Genomic DNA, 21,620 nt, shown 5'->3' with positions numbered 1-21,620 from the left:
TGCCGCCGTAACGGTAGACGGCCGAGGCCCGGATGCACCCACGCGGGTGAATCCGGGCCGCGGCCGGCCGACGTACGGCCCGATCGGCCAGGGCAGGTCCGATCGGTCGACCGGTCAGAGCTTGGTCCAGGCCTCGGTGAGGGTGGCCCGGAGGATCTGCTCGATCTCGTCGAACGTCGACTGGTCGGAGACCAGCGGCGGGGCGAGCTGGACGACCGGGTCGCCGCGGTCGTCGGCGCGGCAGTACAGACCGTTGTCGAACAGCGCCTTGGAGAGGAAGCCGTACAGGACGCGCTCGGTCTCCTCCTCGTCGAAGGACTCCTTGGTGGCCTTGTCCTTCACGAGCTCGATGCCGTAGAAGAAGCCGTTGCCGCGCACGTCGCCGACGATCGGCAGGTCGTGCAGCTTCTCCAGCGTCGAGCGGAACGCGCCCTCGTTGTCCAGCACGTGCTGGTTGAGGTTCTCGCGCTCGAAGATGTCGAGGTTGGCGAGGCCGACCGCCGCGGAGACCGGGTGGCCGCCGAAGGTGTAGCCGTGCAGGAAGGTGTTGCCGCCCTTGTAGAACGGCTCGGCGAGGCGGTCGGAGATGATGCACGCGCCGATCGGGGAGTAGCCCGAGGTCATGCCCTTGGCGCAGGTGATCATGTCCGGCACGTAGTCGAACTTGTCGCAGGCGAACATCGTGCCGAGGCGGCCGAAGGCGCAGATGACCTCGTCGGAGACGAGCAGCACGTCGTGCCGGTCGCAGATCTCGCGGACCCGCTGGAAGTACCCGGGCGGCGGCGGGAAGCAGCCGCCGGCGTTCTGCACCGGCTCCAGGAAGACCGCGGCGACGGTGTCCGGGCCCTCGAAGAGGATCTGCTGCTCGATCTGGTCGGCGGCCCAGCGGCCGAAGGCCTCCGGGTCGTCGCCGAAGAGCGGGGCGCGGTAGATGTTGGTGTTCGGCACCTTGTGCGCGCCGGGGACCAGCGGCTCGAAGGGGGCCTTCAGGGCGGGCAGGCCCGTGATCGACAGGGCGCCCTGCGGCGTGCCGTGGTAGGCGACGGCGCGGGAGATCACCTTGTGCTTGGTCGGCTTGCCGACGAGCTTGAAGTACTGCTTCGCCAGCTTCCAGGCGGTCTCCACCGCCTCGCCGCCGCCGGTGGTGAAGAAGACCTTGTTCAGGTCGCCGGGGGCGTGGTGGGCGAGGCGCTCGGCCAGCTCGACGGCCCGCGGGTGGGCGTACGACCACACGGGGAAGAACGCGAGCTCCTGCGCCTGCTTGTACGCGGTCTCGGCGAGCTCGGTGCGGCCGTGGCCCGCCTGGACGACGAACAGGCCGGCGAGGCCGTCGAGGTAGCGCCTGCCCTTGTCGTCGTAGATGTAGGTGCCCTCACCGCGGACGATGGTCGGGACGGGGCTGTTCTCGTACGACGACATGCGGGTGAAGTGCATCCACAGGTGGTCGTAGGCGGTCTTGGAGAGGTCCTTGCTCACGGCTATCGGGTTCCCCACATGTAGGTCTGCTTCTTGAGCTTGAGGTAGACGAAGCTCTCGGTGGAGCGCACGCCGGGGAGGGTGCGGACGCGCTTGTTGATCACGTCCAGCAGGTGTTCGTCGTCCTCGCAGACGACCTCCACCATCAGGTCGAAGGAGCCCGCGGTCATCACCACGTACTCGCACTCGGGCATGGCGGTCAGCGCGTCGGCCACCGGGTCCACGTCGCCCTCGACGTTGATGCCGAGCATCGCCTGCCGCCGGAAGCCCACGGTGAGCGGGTCGGTGACGGCGACGATCTGCATCACGTTCTGGTCGAGGAGCTTCTGGACGCGCTGCCGCACGGCCGCCTCCGACAGGCCCACGGCCTTGCCGATGGCGGCGTAGGGACGGCGTCCGTCCTCCTGGAGCTGTTCGATGATCGCCAGGGACACGGCGTCGATCGCGGGGGACGATCCACTGCTGGTCCTGGAGTCTGCGCTTCGACTGGCCACGACCTCACTCTGCACCGGGACTCGTCGGTTTTGCAACCCGGGAATGATGAAATCCGTTGTCTGGAGTTCTCGATCTCACCGAATCCGAAGTTGTGGAGCGTCGGGCCTGTCGAAAGCGTGGCCTCAGCGACTAGGCTGGGTGTCTCACCCACCGGACAACACCACGCGGGCCGGAGGGTGACCACGGACACCGAAATCGACAGGAGGGGTGGCCACGTGACCACCGAACTGCGTCGTCTGCGCAACTACATCAACGGCGAGTTCCGGGATGCCGCCGACGGACGGACCATCGACGTCGTCAACCCCGCCGTCGGGGAGGTCTACGCCACCTCTCCGCTCTCGGGCCAGGCCGACGTGGACGCCGCCATGGAGGCCGCCGCCGCGGCGTTCCCCGCCTGGCGGGACGCCACCCCGGCCGAGCGCCAGAAGGCCCTGCTGAAGATCGCGGACGCGTTCGAGGAGCGCGCGGAGGACCTGATCGCCGCCGAGTGCGAGAACACCGGCAAGCCCTTCGGTCTGACGCGGACCGAGGAACTGCCCCCCATGGTGGACCAGATCCGCTTCTTCGCCGGCGCCGCGCGGCTGCTGGAGGGCCGCTCCGCGGGCGAGTACATGGAGGGCATGACCTCGATCGTCCGCCGTGAGCCGATCGGCGTCTGCGCCCAGGTCGCGCCGTGGAACTACCCGATGATGATGGCCGTGTGGAAGTTCGCCCCGGCCCTCGCCGCGGGCAACACGGTCGTCCTCAAGCCGTCCGACACGACGCCCGCCTCGACGGTCCTGATCGCCGAGATCATGGGGGCGATCCTGCCCAAGGGCGTCTTCAACGTCGTCTGCGGCGACCGCGACACCGGCCGGATGATGGTCGAGCACCCGACCCCGGCCATGGCCTCCATCACCGGCTCGGTGCGCGCCGGCATGCAGGTCGCCGAGTCGGCCGCCAAGGACGTCAAGCGCGTCCACCTGGAGCTGGGCGGCAAGGCCCCGGTCGTCGTCTTCGAGGACGTCGACATCGAGAAGGCCGTCGAGGACATCTCCGTCGCCGGCTTCTTCAACGCCGGCCAGGACTGCACGGCCGCCACCCGCGTCCTGGTCCACGAGTCGATCCACGACGAGTTCGTCGCCGCCCTCGCCAAGGCCGCCGCCGACACGAAGACCGGCGCGCCCGGCGACGAGGACGCGCTGTACGGCCCGCTCAACAACGCCAACCAGCTCAAGCAGGTCGGCGGCTTCATCGACCGCCTCCCGGCGCACGCCAAGGTGGAGGCGGGCGGCCACCGCGTCGGCGAGAAGGGCTACTTCTACGCGCCGACCGTCGTCTCCGGCCTCAAGCAGGACGACGAGATCATCCAGAACGAGGTCTTCGGCCCCGTCATCACCGTCCAGTCGTTCCGTGACGAGGAGCAGGCGCTCGCGTACGCCAACGGCATCGACTACGCCCTCGCCTCCTCCGTCTGGACCAAGGACCACGCGCGTGCGATGCGCATGTCCAAGGCCCTCGACTTCGGCTGCGTCTGGATCAACACCCACATCCCGCTGGTCGCCGAGATGCCGCACGGCGGCTTCAAGAAGTCCGGCTACGGCAAGGACCTCTCGGCGTACGGATTCGAGGACTACACGCGCATCAAGCACGTGATGACCTCGCTGAGCTGACACCCCGACGACGAACCGGAGGGCGGCCCCCGCGAGGGGCCGCCCTCCGGCCGTTCCCGCGGAGCGGGCCGCCCCGCCGGACCGCACGGGCCGTACGGATCACGCCGTACGGAACGGCAGCCCCATGAGGCCCGCGTGCCGCCGGCAGCCCGTCCCGGGTGACGGCCGGCCCGTGCCTGTGAGCGACACCACACCCGTTCCCGCCCGCGCCCGGCCGGAAGGACCGGCTCCGGGCCGATGATCCCTCCATGAAGGACGACGACGCGCAACGCGCGGTGACCTACGGGCTGTTCGCCGCCTGGGCCCTCCACGACATCGAGGAGCTGGCCTTCGGCCCGCGCTGGCTCCGCACCCACCTGCCCGCCCTGCGGGAGCGCTTCCCCGGTGTGCCCGACCGGGTGTGGGAGGCGGCCGCCGCCGTCGACGAGCGGGAGTTCGCCGTGGCGGTGGGGGCGATGGGGGTGATCGTCGCCGCCGCGTCCGCCGCGGGCGCGCGGACCGGCGGCCGGTCCGGCTTCTACCAGGGCGCCCTGACCGGTTTCGGACTGCACGGGCTCGTCCACATGGCGCAGGCCGCCGCCGTACGGGGGTACACGCCCGGGTCCGTGACCTCACCGCTGATCGTGGTGCCGTTCACCCTGTGGGCCCGCGGACGGCTGCGGCGCGCCGGCGTGCTGCGCCCCGCGCGGGCGCGCGACGCGGTGGCCGGACTGGCCCTGGCCACGGCCTCCGTCATCCTCTCCCACGCCGTCGCGCGGAGGATCACCGGGCCCCGGTGAGGGGCCCGCGAACCCGGGCGTACGCTGCGGACATGACCGAGCCGAGCGCCCTTCTGAGGCGGATCCGCGTGTGGTTGGCGTTCTTCGTCGTCTGCCTGGTGCTGAGCGGGGTGACCGCCTTCCCGCTCGTCACCGAGATGCGGCTGGCCCACGAGGCGCTGACCGGTTGGGCGTCGCCCGTCGCCGACGCCCTCCCCGGCCTCCTGGAGTGGATCGAGCGCGTCCGCGCGGGCCTGGACACCGCCGACTCCCGTTACCCGTTCCTGCTCTACGGCACGGACTGGCTGGCCTTCGCGCACCTCGTCATCGCGGTCGCCTTCCTCGGCCCGTACCGCGACCCCGTGCGCAACGTCTGGGTCGTCGACTTCGGCGTGATCGCCTGCGCCGGGATCGTCCCGCTCGCCCTGATCTGCGGGCCGATCCGCGGCATCCCCTTCTGGTGGTCGCTGATCGACATGTCGTTCGGGCTGTTCGGGGTGATCCCGCTGCTGGTCGTGCGCCGTCACATCAAGCGGCTGGAGGCCCTGACGGCGCCGGTCGCGACGGCACCCCGAACGCTGCTCGTGTGATCGCCTCGGTCACCGGGTTCCCGCCCCTGCCCTTGGCGTCGGTCGAGTTGACCGAGTACACCAGGGTGCGGGACAGGTCCTCGGTGGCCGCGATCAACGTGTTGTACCCCCAGCGGCCGCCCGTCTTGAGCCACACGACCCTCCCGTCCGGCAGCACGTACCGCTGCAGCCCGGCGCTCATCGTCGCGCCCGGCGCGTCGGCGGGGAGCGTGAACATCTCCTTCAGGTACGGCTCCGGCACGACCCGTCCGTCGAACAGGGCGACCAGGAACCGCTCCAGGTCCGCCGTCGTGGAGATCAGGTCACCCGCGGCCCAGCCGTCCGTCACGCCCCACACGGTGACGTCCCGCAGCTCGCTCGTCCCGTCGGGCATCGGGAACACCTGGTAGCCGCGGTTGTGCGGGCCGCGGATGCGCGGCGAGGCGCCGGGCAGGTACGTGTCCTGCAGCCCGAGCGGCCGCAGGATGCGCCGGGCGACCTGGTTCTCGTACGTGTCGCCGGTGACCCGCTCGACGAGCAGCCCGGCCACCGTGTACCCGATGTTGCTGTACCGCTGCACCTTCCCGGGCGGGGCGACGCGGGTCTTGGCGGTCGCGGAGGCGACGATCGCGCGCGGGTCGTGGACGTCGAACCGGTGGGCGTACCACTCGTGGACGTCCGTGCCGGGGAAGTCGCCGTCCGGCAGTCCGTGGGTGTGGTCGAGCAGCTGGCGCACGGTGACCCCGCCGTACCGGGCCGGGATCAGGTCGGGCAGGTAGTGCCGTACGGGCCGGGCGAGGTCCACCTCGCCGTCGGCGGCCAGCTGGAGCACCGTCGCCGCCGTGAACACCTTCGTCACCGACCCGGCCCGGAACCGCCCGTTCGGGTCGGCCGGGCGGCCGCTGCGCAGGTCGTGCACGCCCCCGCTGTCCTGCCAGGCGTCCCCCGCGTCGCCGACGCGGACCAGCGCGGCGGTCGCGTGGGCGTTCGGCAACTCGTCGAGCACCGCCCGCAGGGCGCCGAGGGCCGGCGCGCCGTGCGCGCCGGCCGCCGAGGGGGCGGCGGGAGCGGCCGGGGAGGAGGCCGCGGCCGGGGAGGCGGGTCCGGCCGCCACCCCGAGGACGAGGGCGGCGGCGAGCAGGGTCCGGATGCGTCTGGTCAAGGTCGACTCCTTGGTGGGCCGTCGTCGTGGACGAGTCCATCCTCGTGACGCGGCGCCTCCCGCGGATCGCCGGCGCGGGGGGTCTCTCCCGGGCCGTTCCCTCAGCCGCGCGGGGGAGGAGCCCCTCGGCCGGCTCCCCCGTCCGGGGGAGCGCCCGCCGTCACCAGGCCCGTCTCGTACGCGCAGATCACCGCTTGGACGCGGTCGCGCAGGCCCAGTTTGGCGAGCACGTTGCCCACGTGCGTCTTGACCGTGTGCTCGCTGACGACGAGGGCCCCGGCGATCTCGGCGTTCGACAGGCCGCGGGCGAGCAGCAGCAGCGTCTCGCGCTCCCGGCCGGTGAGCACGTCGAGCCGGTCCGACGGCGGGGGAGCGGGCCGCCGCGTGTACTCCGCGATCAGCCGCCGCGCCACGGACGGCGCGACCAGCGAGTCGCCCCGCGCCACCACCCGCACGGCGTGCACCAGGTCGTCCCGGCGCACGTCCTTCAGCAGGAAGCCGCTCGCGCCCGCGTGCAGGGCCTCGTACACGTACGCGTCCGAGTCGAACGTCGTCAGCATCACCGTGCGGCACGCGGTCCCCGCGCTGATCGCCCGGCACGCGTCGATCCCGTCCATGAGGGGCATGCGGACGTCGAGCAGCGCCACGTCCGGGGCGTGCTCCCGCACCGCCTCGACGGCCCGCGCCCCGTCGCCCGCCTCCGCGACGACCTCGATGTCCGGCTGCGCGTCGAGGATCATCGCGAAGCCGCTGCGCACCAGTTCCTGGTCGTCGGCGACGACCACCCGGATCGTCATCGCCCCACCGCCGCGCCGTCCGCGGGGACGCGGTCGGCGTCCCCGCCGAGGGGCAGCCGCACCGCGACGCGAAAGCCCCGGCCGTCCGGCCCGGCCCCGGCCTCCGCCACGCCGCCGTGCGCGGCGGCCCGCTCCCGCACCCCGACCAACCCGTGCCCCCTCCCGCCGGACCCCGCCGGCCCGCGCCCGTCGTCCACGACCGTGATCCGCAGGGTGTCCGCCGCGTACTCCAGGCGCACCGTCGCCGCGGTGGCGCCGGCGTGCCGGACGGTGTTCGTCAGCGCCTCCTGCACCACGCGGTACACGGTCGCGCCGAGCGCGTCGGGCAGGGCCCGGACCGGTCCCGCCACCTCGTACCCGACCCGCAGGCCGCTGCCGCGCACCCGCTCCAGCAGGGCCGGCAGCTCGGCCGCGCCCGGCTGCGGGGAGCGCGGCGCGCCGTCGGGGGCGTCCGGGCCCTCCCGCAGCACGCCGAGGATCCTGCGCAGCTGCGCCATCGCGTCGCGGCCCGTCTCCGAGATCGCGTCGAACGCCGCCTCCGCCCGCTCGGGGGCCGTCCGGACGGCGACCGGCCCCGCCTCCGCCTGCACCACCATCAGGCTCACCGCGTGCGACAGGATGTCGTGCATCTCCCGCGCGATGCGCGCCCGTTCCCGTGCGGCGGCCTGCTCGGCCTCGATCCGGTTGGCCCGCTCCAGCTGCGCCGCCCGGTCCTCCATCGCCGCGGTGTACCGCTGCCGCGTGTCCGTCAGCCGGCCGAAGGCGTACGCCGCCCCGAACAGGAACAGCGTGAACAGCAGCTCCCGGGCCTCCCCCGTGTTGTGGGCGACCGACGGGAAGATGACGGCGAGCGTCAGCGCGGCGACGCCGAGCCGCTTCGCGGGCGGGGACAGCACGGCCACGGTGTAGAGGGCGACCAGTCCCTGGTACGGCATCGGCTGGCCGGGGCCGTCGACCGCGAACCGGTACAGCCCGCCCGCCGCCAGGACCGCGAGCAGCACGGCGACCGGGGCGCGCCGCCGCCACAGCAGCGGCAGCACCGACAGCGTCGTGAGTCCGTACGCGGTCCACGTCGCCGCGGGCAGGTGCGGGGCGCGCGGCACCACGAACGGCATCGTGACCGCCGCCTGCACCAGCAGCGTGACGCCGAGGTCGACGAGCCAGGGGCGGGCGGCGGCGCGCGGGCCGGTCACGGCTTGCGGGCCGCGGCGCCGAACCGGGCGGCCACACCCGCCCGCCCGGGCCCGGGCAGGCGGCGGGCGCGGGACACGATGCCCGGCTCCGGGACCTCCGGCCCGTCCGGGAACGACGCGGACCCCCCGCGGTCGCGGGCGGTGACGGGCGGCGTGGCGTGGGCGTTCCGGAACGCCGTCGCCTCCACGTCGCCCCCGCCGCCCGGCCGGTGGCTCCACACGCGCGCGTGGTGCGCGACGCCGGTGCGGTTCCCGGCGCTGTGGTCGGACGTCACGTACGGGCTCCCGTCAGTACGGTGCTGAGCGTGTCCACGCGGTTGGTGGTGATCGAGTCCACCCCGTCGGCGATCAGCTTACGCATGGTCCTGCGGGTGTCGGCCGTCCAGGCGGAGACGAGCAGCCCGTCGCGGTGGACCCGGTCCGCCAGCTCCCTGCCGACCAGCCCGAAGCGGTAGTTGAGCCAGCGGGGGGCCAGCGCGTCCAGCAGGACGGGGCGGACCGGCGCGAGCGTCGTCCACGTCAGGGCCAGTTCGGCGGCCGGGTCGGCGGCGCGGACGAGCAGCAGGGCGGGCGCGCCGGAGCAGTAGTAGACCCGGTCCTCCGCGTCGCACTCGTGGACGGCGCCGACGATCGCGCGCACGGACGCCTCGGTGGCACCGGGCAGGTCGATCATCACGCGGTGCGGGGCGGCCGCGGCCAGCGCCTCGTGCAGGGTCGGCACGCCCTCCGGGCCGGTCAGCTCCCGCACCTCGGCGAGACCGAGCGAGGAGATCGGCCGGTCGACGCGCCAGAGCCGCCGCAGCGTGTCGTCGTGGAGGAGGACCGGGACGCCGTCCCAGGTGAGCCGTACGTCGATCTCCACGGCGTCCGCGCCGCGGGCCAGCGCCGAGCGGATCGACGCGACCGTGTTCTCACGGACCCGGTACGGGTCGCCCCGGTGTCCCACGGCGGTGACGGTGCGCATGTGCCCCATTGTCGGGGCGGGACGGCTCAGAGCGCGAGCCACTGCTCCGTGTAGGCGTCGATCTCCCCGGCGATCCGGGCCTTTCCGGCCGGGTCCAGGAAGGACGCCTCGACGGCGTTCTTCGCCAGGGCGGCCACGCCCCGCTCGTCGAGCCCGAGGAGGCGGGCGGCGACCGCGTACTCGGTGTTCAGGTCGGTGCCGAACATCGGCGGGTCGTCGGAGTTGACCGTGACGAGGACCCCGGCGGCCACCATCTCCCGGATCGGGTGCCGGTCGAGGTCGGTGACGGCGCGGGTGGCGAGGTTGGAGGTGGGGCAGACCTCCAGGGCGATGCGGTGCTCGGCGAGGTGCGCGAGGAGCGCCGGGTCCTGCGGGGCGCTCGTGCCGTGGCCGATGCGCTCGGCGCGCAGGTCGCGCAGGGCGTCCCAGACGGTCTGCGGGCCGGTCGTCTCGCCGGCGTGCGGCACGGAGTGCAGGCCGGCCGCGATGGCCCGGTCGAAGTACGGCTTGAACTGCGGACGCGGCACGCCGATCTCCGGCCCGCCGAGACCGAACGACACGAGCCCCTCGGGCCGCAGGTCCACGGCGAGGCGGGTGGTCTCCTCGGCGGCCTCCAGACCGGCCTCGCCGGGGATGTCGAAGCACCAGCGCAGGATCACGCCCAGCTCGGTCTCGGCGGCGGCGCGGGCGTCCTCGATGGCCGCCATGAACGCCTTCTCGTCGATCCCGCGCCGCGTCGAGCTGAAGGGCGTGATCGTCAGCTCCGCGTACCGGATGTTCTGCCGCGCCATGTCGCGGGCGACCTCGTAGGTCAGCAGCCGTACGTCCTCGGGGGTGCGGACCAGGTCGACGACCGACAGGTAGACCTCGATGAAGTGCGCGAAGTCGGTGAAGGTGAAGTAGTCCACCAGTGCCTCGGGGTCCGTGGGCACCTTCGAGTCGGGGTGGCGGGCGGCCAGCTCGGAGACGATGCGGGGCGAGGCCGAACCGACGTGGTGGACGTGCAGTTCCGCCTTGGGCAGGCCCGCGATGAAGGGGGTCAGATCGGCCATCGTGGTCCTCCGTGTGGGTGAGCCGTCCCGGGTCACGGATCATCGTAGGCGGGTCGTTAGCATGTCCGGACACGATGGGGGAGCCTCATGCCAGAGAACAGCGAGCGGAACGATCCCTGGGCGCCGCCGGAGAGCCGGCCGGCCCAGCCGCCGGGGATCGACCTGGGCAAGACCGGTTCGCCGGCGCCCGCGCCGCACGACCAGCCGACGGTGACGTCGATGCCCGCCGCCGGCTTCGGCGCGCCGACGGGCGGCCAGCTGCCGCCGCCCCCGGTCGCGCCCGGCGGTCCCGCGCAGCCCGCCCCCGGCCCGTACGGCTACCCGGCACCGGGTGCCACGCCCGCGGCGGGCGCCCCGGGCGGTTACGGCTACCCGGGGGGCCACCCCGGCGCGTACGGGACGTACGGCGGCCCCGGCGCGTGGGGTCCCGGCCCGGCGAACGGGCTGGGCATCGCGTCGATGGTGGTCGGCATCGTCTCGCTCGTGACCTGCTTCATGTACGGCCTCGGCATCGTCCTCGGCATCCTCGCCCTGATCTTCGGCATCATCGGCCGCAAGCGCGTGCAGCGGGGCGAGGCGAACAACGGCGGCATGGCCACGGCGGGCATCGTCACCGGGGCCGTCGGCATCGTGCTCGGCGCCCTGGTCCTGGGCGCGATGATCTGGGCGATCGTCCAGAGCACGGAGAAGGACGGCGGCCTCGACCAGGACGACCCGTACGCCACCACCCTGGTCCTCACGGATTCGGGGACCCCGGCCTCCAGGTGATCGTCGGGCCATACGATGGGCCGACGAATTCCTCGGAGGGGAGACCACTCATGTCCGACCCGTATCAGCAGCCCGGTGGCTTCGGGCCCAGCCCCTACGGCAACGGCCAGCCGCCGCAGCCCGGCTACGGATACCCGGCGCCGGCCACCCCTCCGCCGCCCCCGGCCGGCTACCCCACCGCCCCGCAGCCCTCGCCGTACGCGGCGCCCGCGCCCGCCTACGGCATGCCCGTGCCGCAGCCGAGCAACGGGCTGGGCACCGCGGGCCTGGTGCTCGGCATCATCGGCGTCGTCTGCAACCTGACCGTCTTCCTCTGGTTCGTCGGCGTGATCCTGGGCATCCTCGCGATCATCTTCGGCGCGGTCGGCCGGGGCAAGGCCAACCGCGGCGAGGCGACCAACAAGGGCGCGGCCACGGCGGGGCTCATCACGGGCATCATCTCGGCCGTCCTGATCCCCGGCATCCTGCTGCTGCTGTTCGCCAGCGCCATGGGCCTGGCGTCCTCCGCCGGCTGAGGACCCTCCGGCCCCCGCGGCCCGGCACGCCCCCCGGCGTGCCGGGCCGCCGCCGTCCGGGCCGCGCTCCGGCCCGGCGTCCTCCTACCCGCGCAACTCCTCGCGGGCGTCCATCAGCGCGAAGCCCAGCAGGTTGAGACCCCGCCAGCGGGCCGGGTCGTGGGCGCGCTCGTCGTCGGCGGCGAGCCCGATCCCCCATACGCGGTCCATCGGGCTGGCCTCCACCAGGACCCGGTCGCCCGTGCCGAGCAGGAAGCCCAGCAACTCCGGGTGCTCCGCGAACTTGTGGCGGCTGCCCGCCACCACGATGCCGTACCGCTCCCGCCGCCAGACGGCCTCGTCGAAGCCGCGCACCAGCCGTCCCGCCTTCTTCGCGAGGGCCGGATCGGCCGCCGAGACCGCCTCCCGCTCCGCCTCGGCGTCGCCGAACAGCCGCGCCTTGGCCGCCATCATCCAGTGCTCCGCCGTCGCGTACACGACGCCGTCGACAGTGAAGGGCGACGGCCACCACTGGCTGAGGCAGCTCGCCCCGATCCGCCCGTCGGGGCGCGGACGGTGCCCCCAGAAATGCAGGTACTTGACCCGTTCACCCTTGCCGACCCGCTCGATCAGCGCTTCCAGCCGTTCCATGCACGCCAGCATCGCAGCCGCCTCCGACACTCCGTACGGGGTTTTCCGGCGCAGCGGACCACAGGGCCGACCGAATCCGTCGGGTAATCAAAAGGCAACAACGGAATCACTTGTTGGGTGGGGGTGCCTCTGCCAGGATCGGCACCCACGTCACGCCGGGACAACGGAGAGCGTCCATGGAAGAACGCTTCCCCACCGCCCCCGAGGGGCGACGGCACCCCGCCGCGGGGGCGCGCGGCGCGTCCGGGGCCCCGCCCCGGCCCGCGTGGCGTCCCCGTCCCGGCCGTCAGCGGGACGCCTCACGGGGGCCACCGCGCGTCAGCCTTCGGGAAGGGCGTGCCAACCTACTCCTTCGAGGAGTACACGCAGGTCACACACGTGATGCACGACGACGCCGCGGTCGCTGGGAAGGACCGCCACCGCACGATCCCCGGGGACCGACAGCCCGCCGCCCGACCAGCGGCCCGCCCCCTCCGAAAGGCACAACGCATGGAGCAGTACGAGCCCGACAGCCTCTCCGCGGCACAACGCGCCGCGATGCGGCGCAGCCTGACGAACGGCAGGGCGGCCCTCACCCGCCGCTCCCTGCTGCGCGCCTCGGGCGCCCTCGCCCTCGGCGGGCTCGCCGGGCTGAGCGGCTGCGGCATCCCGCCCGCGAGGCGGGAGGGCCAGGGCCCCGCCCCCACCGACCACTCGGCCGCGGAGAAGCGGGTCGCCTTCTCCAACTGGACGCAGTACATCGACCTCAGCGAGGACGAGAAGCGCCGCCCCACGCTGGAGGCCTTCACCCGGCGGACCGGGATCGCGGTCACGTACACCGAGGACATCAACGACAACGTCGAGTTCTTCGGCAAGATCAAGCCGCAGCTCGCCGCCGGCCAGGACACCGGCCGCGACCTGATCTGCGTCACCGACTGGCTCGCCGCCCGCATCATCCGCCTCGGCTGGGCCCAGAAGCTCGACCCGGCGAACCTCCCCACCGCGTACGCCAACCTCGCCCCGCAGTTCCGCCGCCCCGACTGGGACCCGGGCCGCGCCCACTCGTACCCCTGGACCGGCATCTCCACCGTCATCGCCTACAACGCCAAGGCGACCGGCGGCCGCAGGGTCGACTCCGTCACCCAGCTCCTCGACGACCCCCGGCTCAAGGGCCGCGTCGCGTTCCTCTCCGAGATGCGCGACACCGTCGGGATGACCCTCCTCGACATGGGCAAGGACCCCGGCAAGGTCACCGCCGCCGACTACGACGCGGCGATCGGCCGCCTCCGTAAGGGGGTCGAGACCCGGCAGATCCGCCGCTTCACCGGCAACGACTACACCGCCGACCTCGGCAAGGGCGACCTGGCGGCGTGCCTCGCCTGGGCGGGCGACCTCATCCAGCTCCAGGCCGACAACCCGGACGTCAAGTTCGCGATCCCCGCCGCCGGTTACCTCACCTCCACCGACGACCTGCTGGTCCCGGCCGGGGCGCGGCACAAGACCAACGCCGAGAGGCTCATCGACTACTACTACGAGCCCCCGGTCGCCGCCCGGCTCGCCGCGTACATCAACTACGTCTGCCCCGTCGAGGGCGTACGCGGGGAACTCGCCCGGATCGACCCGGCGATGGCGGCGAACACGCTGATCCTCCCCGACCGGGCGACGGCCGCGAAGTCCCACGCCTTCCGCTCCCTCGACAGCGCGGAGGAGACCGCGTTCGAGGAGAAGTTCGCCAAGCTCATCGGCGCCTGAGCCGGCCACGGCCCCGCCCCCCCGTTCCGCCCCCGACACCTGGGACCCCACCCATGACCGACACCCCCACCGGCGGCGACGTCCGCCTCACCGGGATCAGCAAGACCTACGGCTCCTTCACCGCCGTCCACCCGCTCGACCTGACCGTCCCCGAGGGCTCCTTCTTCGCCCTCCTCGGCGCCTCCGGCTGCGGCAAGACCACCACCCTGCGCATGATCGCCGGCCTGGAGGAGCCCACCACCGGCACGGTCCTGCTCGGCGACCGCGACGTCACCGACCTCCCCCCGCACAAGCGGCCGGTGAACACCGTCTTCCAGTCCTACGCCCTCTTCCCCCACCTGGACGTCCACGAGAACATCGCCTTCGGCCTGCGCCGCCGCGGCGTCAGGTCCGTCAGGCGCCAGGTCGACGAGATGCTCGAACTCGTCCAGCTCGGCGACAAGGCCCGGCACCGCCCGCACCAGCTCTCCGGCGGCCAGCAGCAGCGCGTCGCCGTCGCCCGCGCCCTGATCAACCACCCCCGCGTCCTCCTCCTCGACGAACCGCTCGGCGCCCTCGACCTGAAGCTGCGCCGCCGGATGCAGCTGGAGCTCAAGCGCATCCAGACCGAGGTCGGCATCACGTTCGTCCACGTCACCCACGACCAGGAGGAGGCCATGACCATGGCCGACACCGTCGCCGTGATGAACGCCGGCCGGGTCGAGCAGATGGGCGCCCCCGCCGAGCTGTACGACAACCCGCGCACCACGTTCGTCGCCAACTTCCTCGGCACCTCCAACCTCATCGAGGCCGAGGTCGTCGAGGTCGGCGCCGACGTCGTCGCCACGGCCGGCGGCGGCACGCTGCGGCTGCCCGCCGACCGGTGCCCCGCCCCCGTCCGCGCCGGCGGCCGGCTCCTCGTCGGCATCCGCCCGGAGAAGATCACGCTCGCGCACGCCGACGACGCGGACGCGATCCCCTCCGGCCGCAACAGGACCGCCGGCCGCATCGCCGACACGTCCTTCATCGGCGTGTCCACCCAGTACGCCGTCGACGGCCCCGCCGGCACCGGCCTGCAGGTGTACGAGCAGAACATCGAGCGCGACCCGCGGCTCGTCCCGGGGGCCGAGGTCGTCCTCCACTGGAACCCGGCCCACACCTTCGGCCTCGACGCCGCCCAGGACGTGGAAGCGGGCGCCCCGACGGTGGAGGGCGCCGCGTGACGACCGCCACCGACACCCCGCCCCGGGCCGGGGCGGCGGCCCCCGCCGTACGGCGGCGCTCCGCGCGCAGGCGGCTCGTCCCGTACTGGCTGCTGCTGCCCGGCGTCCTGTGGCTGCTGGTCTTCTTCGCCCTGCCGATGGTCTACCAGGCGTCCACGTCCGTGCAGACCGGCTCCCTGGAGGAGGGCTTCCGGGTCACCTGGCACTTCCCGACGTACTGGGAGGCCCTGCGGGACTACCACCCGCAGTTCGCGAAGACGCTGCTGTACGCCGGGACCGCCACCCTGCTGTGCCTGCTGCTCGGCTACCCGCTCGCGTACCTCATCGCCTTCCGCGCCGGCCGCTGGCGCCACGTCCTGCTCGTCCTGGTCATCGCGCCGTTCTTCACCAGCTTCCTCATCCGGACGCTGGCCTGGAAGACGATCCTCGCGGACGGCGGCGCCGTCGTCGGCGCCCTCGACGCGCTGCACGTCCTCGACGTCACCGGCCGGCTCGGCTGGACCGAGGGCGACCGGGTCCTCGCCACACCGCTCGCGGTGATCTGCGGACTGACGTACAACTTCCTGCCGTTCATGATCCTGCCGCTGTACACCTCGCTGGAGCGGATCGACGGACGGCTGCACGAGGCGGCCAGGGACCTGTACGCCTCGCCCGCCGCCACCTTCCGCAAGGTGACCCTCCCGCTGTCCATGCCGGGCGTCGTCTCCGGCACGCTGCTCACCTTCATCCCCGCGAGCGGCGACTACGTCAACGCCGAACTCCTCGGGTCGACCGACACGAAGATGATCGGCAACGTCATCCAGGGCCAGTTCCTCCGGGTGCTCGACTACCCGACCGCGGCGGCGCTGTCGTTCCTCCTCATGGCCGTCGTGCTCGTCACGGTCACCGTCTACATCCGCCGGGCCGGAACGGAGGACCTGGTCTGATGCCGAACTGGATCCGACGCAACCTCGTCGTCCTCGCGGGCCTGCTCACGCTCGTCTACCTCACCCTGCCCAACGTCGTCGTCCTGGTGTTCTCGTTCAACCGGCCCGACGGCCGCTTCAACTACACCTGGCGGCGGTTCTCGGCGGACGCCTGGAAGGACCCCTGCGGCGTCCCCGACCTGTGCGGCGCGCTCGCCCTGTCGCTCCAGCTCGCCGCCTGGGCCACGCTGGGCGCGACCGTGCTCGGCACGATGATCGCCTTCGCGCTGGTCCGGTACCGCTTCCGGGCGCGCGGCGCGGTCAACGCGCTGATCTTCCTTCCGATGTCCATGCCCGAGGTCGTCATGGCCGCCTCGCTGCTCACGCTGTTCCTCAACATGGGCGCCGAGCTCGGCTTTTGGACGGTCCTCATCGCCCACGTGATGTTCTGCCTCAGCTTCGTCGTCGTCGCGGTCAAGGCGCGCGTGACGGCCATGGACCCGCGTCTGGAGGAAGCCGCCCGGGACCTCTACGCCGGTCCCGTGCAGACCTTCCTGCGGGTCACCCTGCCGATCGCGGCGCCGGGCATCGCCGCCGGCGCGCTGCTCGCCTTCGCGCTGTCGTTCGACGACTTCGTCATCACCAACTTCAACGCCGGCTCGGCGGTCACCTTCCCCATGTTCGTGTGGGGATCGGCCCAGCGCGGCACGCCCGTGCAGATCAACGTCGTCGGTACGGCGATGTTCGCCGTCGCGGTGCTGGCCGTCGTCGCCGGACAGCTGCTCACCGCCCGGCGGAAGCGGGCGGAAGAGCACCACTGACACCGGAACCCGAGGGAGTGGGAAGCCATGGACCCAGCCGCCGTACGGACCGCCGCACCGTCACTCTCCGACGCCCAGCCCGTCCCCTTCTGGCTGGACGACCCCGGCCGGCCCGCCCCCCTGCCCGCCCTCACCGCCACCGAGCACTGCGACCTCCTCGTCGTCGGCGGCGGCTACAGCGGACTGTGGACGGCGCTCCTGGCCAAGGAGCGCGACCCCCGGCGGGACGTCGTGCTCATCGAGGGCCGGGAGGCGGGCTGGGCCGCCTCCGGCCGCAACGGCGGCTTCTGCGCCGCCTCCCTCACCCACGGCCTCGGCAACGGGCTGGCCCGCTGGCCCGCCGAGCTGCCGAAGCTGGAGGAGCTCGGCGCGCGCAACCTCGACGCCATCGAGGACGCCGTCGCGGCGTACGGCATCGACTGCGACTTCGAGCGCACCGGCGAGATCGACGTCGCCACCGAGCCCCACCACCTCGACGAGCTGCGCGCGCTGCACGAGGCGGCCGGCCGGCTCGGCCTCGGCGACGGCCTGGAGCTCCTCGACCGGGACGCGGTCCGCGCCCAGGTCGACTCGCCGACGTTCCTCGGCGGCCTCTGGGACCGGCGCGGCGTGGCCGTCCTCCACCCGGCGAAGCTCGCCTGGGGCCTGAAGCGGGCCTGCCTCGACGCGGGCGTCCGCCTGTACGAGAACACCCGGGGCCTCCACCTCGCCCCGTCCGGCGCCGCCATGGCCGTCCGCACGCCCTACGGCCACGTCCTCGCCCGCCGGGTCGCCCTCGGCACCAACGTCTTCCCGTCCCTCGTGCGGCGCACCCGCCCCTACACCGTCCCGGTCTACGACTACGCCCTGATGACCGAGCCGCTCACCGCGGACCGGCTCGCCTCCCTCGGCTGGGGGAACCGCCAGGGCCTGGGCGACAGCGCCAACCAGTTCCACTACTTCCGGCTCACCGCCGACAACCGGGTCCTGTGGGGCGGGTACGACGCGATCTACCCGTTCGGCGGGCGCGTCCGCGCCGAACTCGACCAGCGCCCCGAGACGTACCTGACCCTCGCCGCGCACTTCTTCCGCTGCTTCCCGCAGCTGGCGGGCGTGCGGTTCAGCCACGCCTGGGGCGGCGCCATCGACACCTGCTCCCGCTTCTCCGCCTTCTTCGGCACGGCGCACCGGGGTCGGGTCGCGTACGCCGCCGGGTACACCGGGCTCGGCGTGGGCGCGTCCCGGTTCGGCGCGGAGGTGATGCTGGACCTGCTGGCGGGGGAGCGCACGGAGCGCACGGAGCTGGAGATGGTGCGCACCAAGCCGCTGCCGTTCCCCCCGGAGCCGTTCGCCTGGGCCGGCATCGGCGTGACCCGGTGGTCCCTGGCCCGGGCCGACGCCCGCGGCGGCCGCCGCAACCTGTGGCTGCGCGCCCTGGACCGCCTCGGCCTGGGCTTCGACAGCTGAGGCGGGTGGCGGAGGGCCGCCGCCGGACGCCGGGAGGGCGCCCGGCGTGTGCCCACCCGTGCGCCGGCTTGTGCGCCCCCGCGCGCTGATTCACTCCTCCGGGTTCGGTGAACCCGCGTAATGATCCCCGCGCATCCGCCTCTCCCGTGTGAGGGAACCGCCCGGCAGGGCAGTCACACACGGACATGGAGGCTGGGGGCACATGACGGGTTCTGGGACGTCGGGGAAGAACGGTTCGTCCGGGGCCAGGGCGGTGGTGGAGTGGCTGGTGTCGGTGGCGCCCGACCCCGACGCCTGCCGGTGGGAGTGGGAGCGCAACCCGAGGGGGATCGCGCTCCTGCCCGCCGGGCGGCGCTGGGACGTGCTCATCGTCCCGGCGCGGCTCGGTCACCCGGCGCTGGAGGTGCTCCGGCGGCTCGTCGACCGCCCCGGGCCGGTGCTCTGCGACCTCGGCGACGAGCGGATGGGCTTCTTCGTCCCGGCCGGCACGGCCGCGTGCTGGGTCGGCACGGGCATGCGCGGCGCCGGCGGCGGCACCTGGATCGTCGTCCCGTACCCCGGGCGCATCACGGACGGGGTGCGCTGGCTGGTGCTGCCGGACGGGTCGGGCACCCTCACCGATCCGGCGCTGCTGGAGCGGGCGATGCACGAGGCGGCGGGGCGCCTCGCGGGGGACGGCGGCGGCCGGAGGTCTTGACAACAGGATTGGTCTGGACCATGTTGTGCGCGCCGCACGTCGACACCCCCACACCCGGAGGAAGTTGTGGACCGCAACCGTCGCACCAGACCCCTCGCCGCCGTGCTGGCGGCCGCGCTCGCGGCGGGCGGCCTCATCGCCGCGACGCAGACCGCCGAGGCCCGCCCGCACGCCACGACCACGGCCGGGGCCGCCTCCCCGGCCGCGTCCGCCGACACCGAACTCGTCCGCAACGGCGGCTTCGAGACCGGCCTGGACGGCTGGTCCTGCACCTCGGGCAGCGGAGCCGTCGTCACCTCACCCGTGCACGCGGGCACCCACGCCCTGAAGGCCACGCCCGCGGGCGGCGACAACGCCCGCTGCTCCCAGACCGTCGCCGTGCGCCCCGACTCGGCGTACACCCTCAGCGGCTGGGTGCGCGGCGGCTACGCGTACCTCGGCGCGTCCGGCACCGGCACCACCGACACGTACACCTGGACGCCCTCCGCCGCCGACTGGCAGAAGCTCACCACGACCTTCCGCACCGGCCCCGCCACCACCTCGGTCACCCTCTACACGCACGGCTGGTACGGCACCCCCGCCTACCACGCCGACGACCTCTCCCTCATCGGCCCCGGCGGCGACCCCGTCACGATCCCCGCCGCGCCCACCGGGCTGACCGCGGGCACCCCGACCCCCTCCAGCGTGCCGCTCACCTGGCGGCCCGTCAGCGGCGCGACCGGCTACACCGTCTACCGCGACGGCGCGAAGGCCCTGTCGACCACCGGCACGTCGGCCACCGTCACCGGCCTGGCCGCCGCCACCTCCTACACCTTCCAGGTCGCCGCGACCAACAGCGCCGGCGAGTCCCCCAGATCCCCGGCCGTCACGGTGCGCACGGCCGACATCGAGACCCCCGGCCCCGGCCCGCAGCTGCCCGCCCACGCCCTGGTCGGCTACCTCCACGCCAGCTTCGCCAACGGCTCCGGCTACACCCGCATGGCCGACGTGCCGGACTCCTGGGACGTCGTCAACCTCGCCTTCGGCGAACCGACCTCCGTCACCTCCGGCGACATCCGCTTCGCCCTGTGCCCCCGCACCGAGTGCCCGAACGTCGAGACCGCCGACGAGTTCAAGGCGGCCATCAAGGCCAAGCAGGCCGCGGGCAAGAAGGTCCTGATCTCCATCGGCGGCCAGAACGGGCAGGTCCAGCTCGCCACCCCCGCCGCCCGCGACACCTTCGTCTCCTCCGTCTCGAAGATCATCGACGAGTACGGGCTCGACGGCCTCGACATCGACTTCGAGGGCCACTCGCTCTCCCTGAACACGGGCGACACCGACTTCCGCAACCCCACCACGCCGGTCATCGTCAACCTGATCTCGGCACTGCGGACGCTGAAGGCCAGGTACGGCCCCGACTTCGTCCTGACGATGGCGCCCGAGACCTTCTTCGTGCAGCTCGGCTACCAGTTCTACGGCTCCGGCCCCTGGGGCGGCCAGGACCCGCGCGCCGGCGCCTACCTGCCGGTCATCCACGCCCTGCGCGACGACCTGACGCTCCTGCACGTCCAGGACTACAACTCCGGCCCGATCATGGGCCTCGACAACCAGTACCACCACATGGGCAGCGCGGACTTCCACATCGCGATGACCGACATGCTGCTCACCGGCTTCCCCGTCGCGGGCGACGCCGCCCGCTTCTTCCCGGCGCTCCGCCCCGAGCAGGTCGCCATCGGCCTGCCCGCCTCCCCGAACGCCGGCAACGGCCACACCCCGCCCGCCGAGGTCCACAAGGCCCTGAACTGCCTCACCAGGAAGACCGACTGCGGCACCTACCAGACCCACGGCACCTGGCCCGCCCTGCGCGGCCTGATGACCTGGTCCGTCAACTGGGACCGCTTCAACGGCTGGGAGTTCTCCCGGAACTTCGACGCCTACGGATGGCGGTGACCCCCGGCAGGCCCGCCCCGAACAGCAGCACGCTGGCCACCACGTCCAGCGGCCAGTGGTAGCCGCGCAGGACGAGGCCGGTGCCCGTCGCCGCCGTCAGCACCGCGGCGACGGGCACCAGCGCGCGCCGGTGCACCAGCAGCGCCGCCGCCCCGTACGCCACCAGCGCCGTCGCCGTGTGCCCGGAAGGGTAGTAGCCCGTCGCGTCGGTGAGCGGGCCGGGCCGGTCGAGGAGCAGCTTCAGCGGGACCACCAGGGCCGGCACGAGCGCCATGGCCGCCCCCGCGTACAGCGCCCGCCGACGGCGCCCGCGCCACACGGCGTACACCATGGCGGCGGCCAGCACGGGGAGGGCGACGGACGTGTTGCCGAGGTCGGCGCCCAGTTCGGCGAGCCCGGCGGGGCCGCGGCCGGCCAGGGCCCGCCCGGCGCGCTCGTCCAGTGCGGCGAGCGGACCGCGGACCGCCACCTGCCAGGTGACCAGCAGGAACCCGAACAGGCAGAGCAGCGCCACGACGAAAGCCGGCCGTCCCGGAACAGGGGGGGTGGTTCCGGGACGGCCGGTGGGACCGGTGTGCCGCTCGCCCCGGGGGGTATGGGGCGGGCGACGGTCCGATCGGTGAGGATCGCCGGTACGCGGAGTCCCGGCGGTGTGCGCGACGGCACGCCCGGGGCGGAACTGGGGAGGTCCCGACCCGGATCCGCCCGCAGTCCCCTGCGGGCGGGGTTCTTCTCTCATCGGTCCCGACCGTACGCGACGGGCAGGGGGACCGACAGGCGGATCCCCAACCCGCCATCGGCCCCCCACAGCTTCTTCACGACCCGCGGACCGGGGCCGATCCGGGCCGCCGAACGGCC

22 protein-coding genes are annotated in these 21,620 nt (G+C 73.3%); 12 read left to right on the top strand and 10 right to left on the bottom strand.

Going from position 1 to position 21,620, the window contains the following annotated elements; translation table 11 throughout:
• Window positions 1-114: 114 nt before the first annotated feature.
• Both IE106_RS27215 and IE106_RS27210 read right to left on the bottom strand, forming a co-directional pair.
• Window positions 115-1,494: an aspartate aminotransferase family protein gene (locus IE106_RS27215; RefSeq protein ID WP_189537891.1), complete on the bottom strand. Its 1,380-nt coding sequence runs from the start codon at window positions 1,492-1,494 to the stop codon at window positions 115-117.
• On the bottom strand, window positions 1,479-1,985 hold the full coding sequence (locus IE106_RS27210) for an Lrp/AsnC family transcriptional regulator (RefSeq protein ID WP_189537890.1): 507 nt from the start codon (window positions 1,983-1,985) through the stop codon (window positions 1,479-1,481). The genes IE106_RS27215 and IE106_RS27210 overlap by 16 nt, the downstream gene beginning before the upstream one ends.
• 201 nt (window positions 1,986-2,186) lie before the next feature.
• Here IE106_RS27210 and IE106_RS27205 point away from each other — a divergent pair, with 201 nt between their 5' ends.
• The 3 genes from IE106_RS27205 to IE106_RS27195 all read left to right on the top strand — a co-directional run bounded on the left by IE106_RS27205 (window position 2,187) and on the right by IE106_RS27195 (window position 4,971).
• Window positions 2,187-3,623 (top strand): gamma-aminobutyraldehyde dehydrogenase, encoded by a 1,437-nt coding sequence (locus IE106_RS27205; protein ID WP_189537889.1) that lies wholly within the window; start codon window positions 2,187-2,189, stop codon window positions 3,621-3,623.
• Window positions 3,624-3,871: 248 nt separating this feature from the next.
• Window positions 3,872-4,402 (top strand): HXXEE domain-containing protein, encoded by a 531-nt coding sequence (locus IE106_RS27200; RefSeq protein WP_189537888.1) that lies wholly within the window; start codon window positions 3,872-3,874, stop codon window positions 4,400-4,402.
• A 32-nt stretch (window positions 4,403-4,434) separates the two neighbouring features.
• A complete protein-coding gene (locus IE106_RS27195; protein ID WP_189537887.1) occupies window positions 4,435-4,971 on the top strand; it encodes a hypothetical protein in 537 nt (178 codons plus the stop codon).
• On the opposite strand, the gene IE106_RS27190 is transcribed toward IE106_RS27195, so the two are convergent.
• From IE106_RS27190 to IE106_RS27165, 6 genes are all read right to left on the bottom strand, one after another.
• Entirely contained in the window at window positions 4,910-6,112 is a 1,203-nt protein-coding gene (locus IE106_RS27190; RefSeq protein WP_189537886.1) for a serine hydrolase domain-containing protein, read from the bottom strand. The genes IE106_RS27195 and IE106_RS27190 overlap by 62 nt on opposite strands.
• A 101-nt stretch (window positions 6,113-6,213) precedes the next feature.
• Window positions 6,214-6,909, bottom strand: coding sequence for a response regulator (locus IE106_RS27185; protein ID WP_189537885.1), 696 nt, complete (start codon window positions 6,907-6,909; stop codon window positions 6,214-6,216).
• A complete protein-coding gene (locus IE106_RS27180; protein ID WP_444545533.1) occupies window positions 6,906-8,102 on the bottom strand; it encodes a sensor histidine kinase in 1,197 nt (398 codons plus the stop codon). The genes IE106_RS27185 and IE106_RS27180 overlap by 4 nt, the downstream gene beginning before the upstream one ends.
• Window positions 8,099-8,377 carry a hypothetical protein gene (locus IE106_RS27175; RefSeq protein ID WP_189537884.1) on the bottom strand — a complete coding sequence of 93 codons (279 nt, stop codon included), beginning with the start codon at window positions 8,375-8,377 and terminating at the stop codon, window positions 8,099-8,101. Before IE106_RS27175 ends, IE106_RS27180 begins: the two co-directional genes overlap by 4 nt.
• Window positions 8,374-9,066 (bottom strand): glycerophosphodiester phosphodiesterase, encoded by a 693-nt coding sequence (locus IE106_RS27170; RefSeq protein ID WP_189537883.1) that lies wholly within the window; start codon window positions 9,064-9,066, stop codon window positions 8,374-8,376. The genes IE106_RS27175 and IE106_RS27170 overlap by 4 nt, the downstream gene beginning before the upstream one ends.
• Before the next feature lie 26 nt (window positions 9,067-9,092).
• Window positions 9,093-10,118, bottom strand: a complete 1,026-nt coding sequence (locus tag IE106_RS27165; RefSeq protein WP_189537882.1) for an adenosine deaminase — start codon at window positions 10,116-10,118, stop codon at window positions 9,093-9,095.
• Window positions 10,119-10,205: 87 nt separating this feature from the next.
• Here IE106_RS27165 and IE106_RS27160 point away from each other — a divergent pair, with 87 nt between their 5' ends.
• Both IE106_RS27160 and IE106_RS27155 read left to right on the top strand, forming a co-directional pair.
• Window positions 10,206-10,886: a DUF4190 domain-containing protein gene (locus tag IE106_RS27160; protein WP_189537881.1), complete on the top strand. Its 681-nt coding sequence runs from the start codon at window positions 10,206-10,208 to the stop codon at window positions 10,884-10,886.
• A 50-nt stretch (window positions 10,887-10,936) separates the two neighbouring features.
• Window positions 10,937-11,401: a DUF4190 domain-containing protein gene (locus IE106_RS27155; RefSeq protein WP_189537880.1), complete on the top strand. Its 465-nt coding sequence runs from the start codon at window positions 10,937-10,939 to the stop codon at window positions 11,399-11,401.
• 84 nt (window positions 11,402-11,485) lie between these two features.
• Here the strand turns inward: IE106_RS27155 and ybiA are convergent, their stop codons facing one another.
• Window positions 11,486-12,031, bottom strand: a complete 546-nt coding sequence (gene ybiA / locus IE106_RS27150) for a riboflavin biosynthesis intermediates N-glycosidase (protein ID WP_189537879.1) — start codon at window positions 12,029-12,031, stop codon at window positions 11,486-11,488.
• Window positions 12,032-12,520: 489 nt separating this feature from the next.
• Here ybiA and IE106_RS27145 point away from each other — a divergent pair, with 489 nt between their 5' ends.
• The 7 genes from IE106_RS27145 (at window position 12,521) to IE106_RS27115 (ending at window position 20,762) form a co-directional block, all read left to right on the top strand.
• Window positions 12,521-13,762: a polyamine ABC transporter substrate-binding protein gene (locus tag IE106_RS27145; RefSeq protein WP_189537878.1), complete on the top strand. Its 1,242-nt coding sequence runs from the start codon at window positions 12,521-12,523 to the stop codon at window positions 13,760-13,762.
• A 53-nt stretch (window positions 13,763-13,815) separates the two neighbouring features.
• Window positions 13,816-14,964 (top strand): ABC transporter ATP-binding protein, encoded by a 1,149-nt coding sequence (locus IE106_RS27140; protein WP_189537877.1) that lies wholly within the window; start codon window positions 13,816-13,818, stop codon window positions 14,962-14,964.
• A complete protein-coding gene (locus IE106_RS27135; RefSeq protein WP_189537876.1) occupies window positions 14,961-15,890 on the top strand; it encodes an ABC transporter permease in 930 nt (309 codons plus the stop codon). The genes IE106_RS27140 and IE106_RS27135 overlap by 4 nt, the downstream gene beginning before the upstream one ends.
• The gene (locus tag IE106_RS27130) at window positions 15,890-16,690 is read left to right on the top strand and encodes an ABC transporter permease (protein WP_189537875.1); all 801 of its coding nucleotides are present in this window, start codon (window positions 15,890-15,892) and stop codon (window positions 16,688-16,690) included. The genes IE106_RS27135 and IE106_RS27130 overlap by 1 nt, the downstream gene beginning before the upstream one ends.
• Window positions 16,691-16,717: 27 nt before the next feature.
• A complete protein-coding gene (locus tag IE106_RS27125) occupies window positions 16,718-18,136 on the top strand; it encodes an NAD(P)/FAD-dependent oxidoreductase (protein WP_189537874.1) in 1,419 nt (472 codons plus the stop codon).
• A 202-nt stretch (window positions 18,137-18,338) separates the two neighbouring features.
• Window positions 18,339-18,833, top strand: coding sequence for a hypothetical protein (locus IE106_RS27120; RefSeq protein ID WP_189537873.1), 495 nt, complete (start codon window positions 18,339-18,341; stop codon window positions 18,831-18,833).
• 66 nt (window positions 18,834-18,899) lie between these two features.
• Window positions 18,900-20,762, top strand: a complete 1,863-nt coding sequence (locus IE106_RS27115) for a chitinase (RefSeq protein ID WP_189537872.1) — start codon at window positions 18,900-18,902, stop codon at window positions 20,760-20,762.
• On the opposite strand, the gene IE106_RS27110 is transcribed toward IE106_RS27115, so the two are convergent.
• Window positions 20,713-21,501, bottom strand: a complete 789-nt coding sequence (locus tag IE106_RS27110; protein WP_189537871.1) for a phosphatase PAP2 family protein — start codon at window positions 21,499-21,501, stop codon at window positions 20,713-20,715. The genes IE106_RS27115 and IE106_RS27110 overlap by 50 nt on opposite strands.
• Window positions 21,502-21,620 lie beyond the last annotated feature (119 nt).

This window comes from Streptomyces roseolilacinus (assembly GCF_014649335.1).
In the GTDB taxonomy this organism is placed as follows: domain Bacteria; phylum Actinomycetota; class Actinomycetes; order Streptomycetales; family Streptomycetaceae; genus Streptomyces; species Streptomyces roseolilacinus.
This window is presented reverse-complemented; position numbering and strand designations above follow the sequence as displayed.

What these genes read in the sequence shown, in the direction of transcription:
- IE106_RS27200 (WP_189537888.1), top strand. Translation starts at nt 3,872, where the DNA reads ATGAAGGACGACGACGCGCAACGCGCGGTGACCTACGGGCTGTTCGCC.
- IE106_RS27195 (WP_189537887.1), top strand. Translation starts at nt 4,435, where the DNA reads ATGACCGAGCCGAGCGCCCTTCTGAGGCGGATCCGCGTGTGGTTGGCG.
- IE106_RS27185 (WP_189537885.1), bottom strand. Translation starts at nt 6,909, where the DNA reads ATGACGATCCGGGTGGTCGTCGCCGACGACCAGGAACTGGTGCGCAGC.
- IE106_RS27170 (WP_189537883.1), bottom strand. Translation starts at nt 9,066, where the DNA reads ATGCGCACCGTCACCGCCGTGGGACACCGGGGCGACCCGTACCGGGTC.
- IE106_RS27165 (WP_189537882.1), bottom strand. Translation starts at nt 10,118, where the DNA reads ATGGCCGATCTGACCCCCTTCATCGCGGGCCTGCCCAAGGCGGAACTG.
- IE106_RS27160 (WP_189537881.1), top strand. Translation starts at nt 10,206, where the DNA reads ATGCCAGAGAACAGCGAGCGGAACGATCCCTGGGCGCCGCCGGAGAGC.
- IE106_RS27155 (WP_189537880.1), top strand. Translation starts at nt 10,937, where the DNA reads ATGTCCGACCCGTATCAGCAGCCCGGTGGCTTCGGGCCCAGCCCCTAC.
- ybiA (WP_189537879.1), bottom strand. Translation starts at nt 12,031, where the DNA reads ATGGAACGGCTGGAAGCGCTGATCGAGCGGGTCGGCAAGGGTGAACGG.
- IE106_RS27145 (WP_189537878.1), top strand. Translation starts at nt 12,521, where the DNA reads ATGGAGCAGTACGAGCCCGACAGCCTCTCCGCGGCACAACGCGCCGCG.
- IE106_RS27140 (WP_189537877.1), top strand. Translation starts at nt 13,816, where the DNA reads ATGACCGACACCCCCACCGGCGGCGACGTCCGCCTCACCGGGATCAGC.
- IE106_RS27130 (WP_189537875.1), top strand. Translation starts at nt 15,890, where the DNA reads ATGCCGAACTGGATCCGACGCAACCTCGTCGTCCTCGCGGGCCTGCTC.
- IE106_RS27125 (WP_189537874.1), top strand. Translation starts at nt 16,718, where the DNA reads ATGGACCCAGCCGCCGTACGGACCGCCGCACCGTCACTCTCCGACGCC.
- IE106_RS27120 (WP_189537873.1), top strand. Translation starts at nt 18,339, where the DNA reads ATGACGGGTTCTGGGACGTCGGGGAAGAACGGTTCGTCCGGGGCCAGG.
- IE106_RS27110 (WP_189537871.1), bottom strand. Translation starts at nt 21,501, where the DNA reads ATGAGAGAAGAACCCCGCCCGCAGGGGACTGCGGGCGGATCCGGGTCG.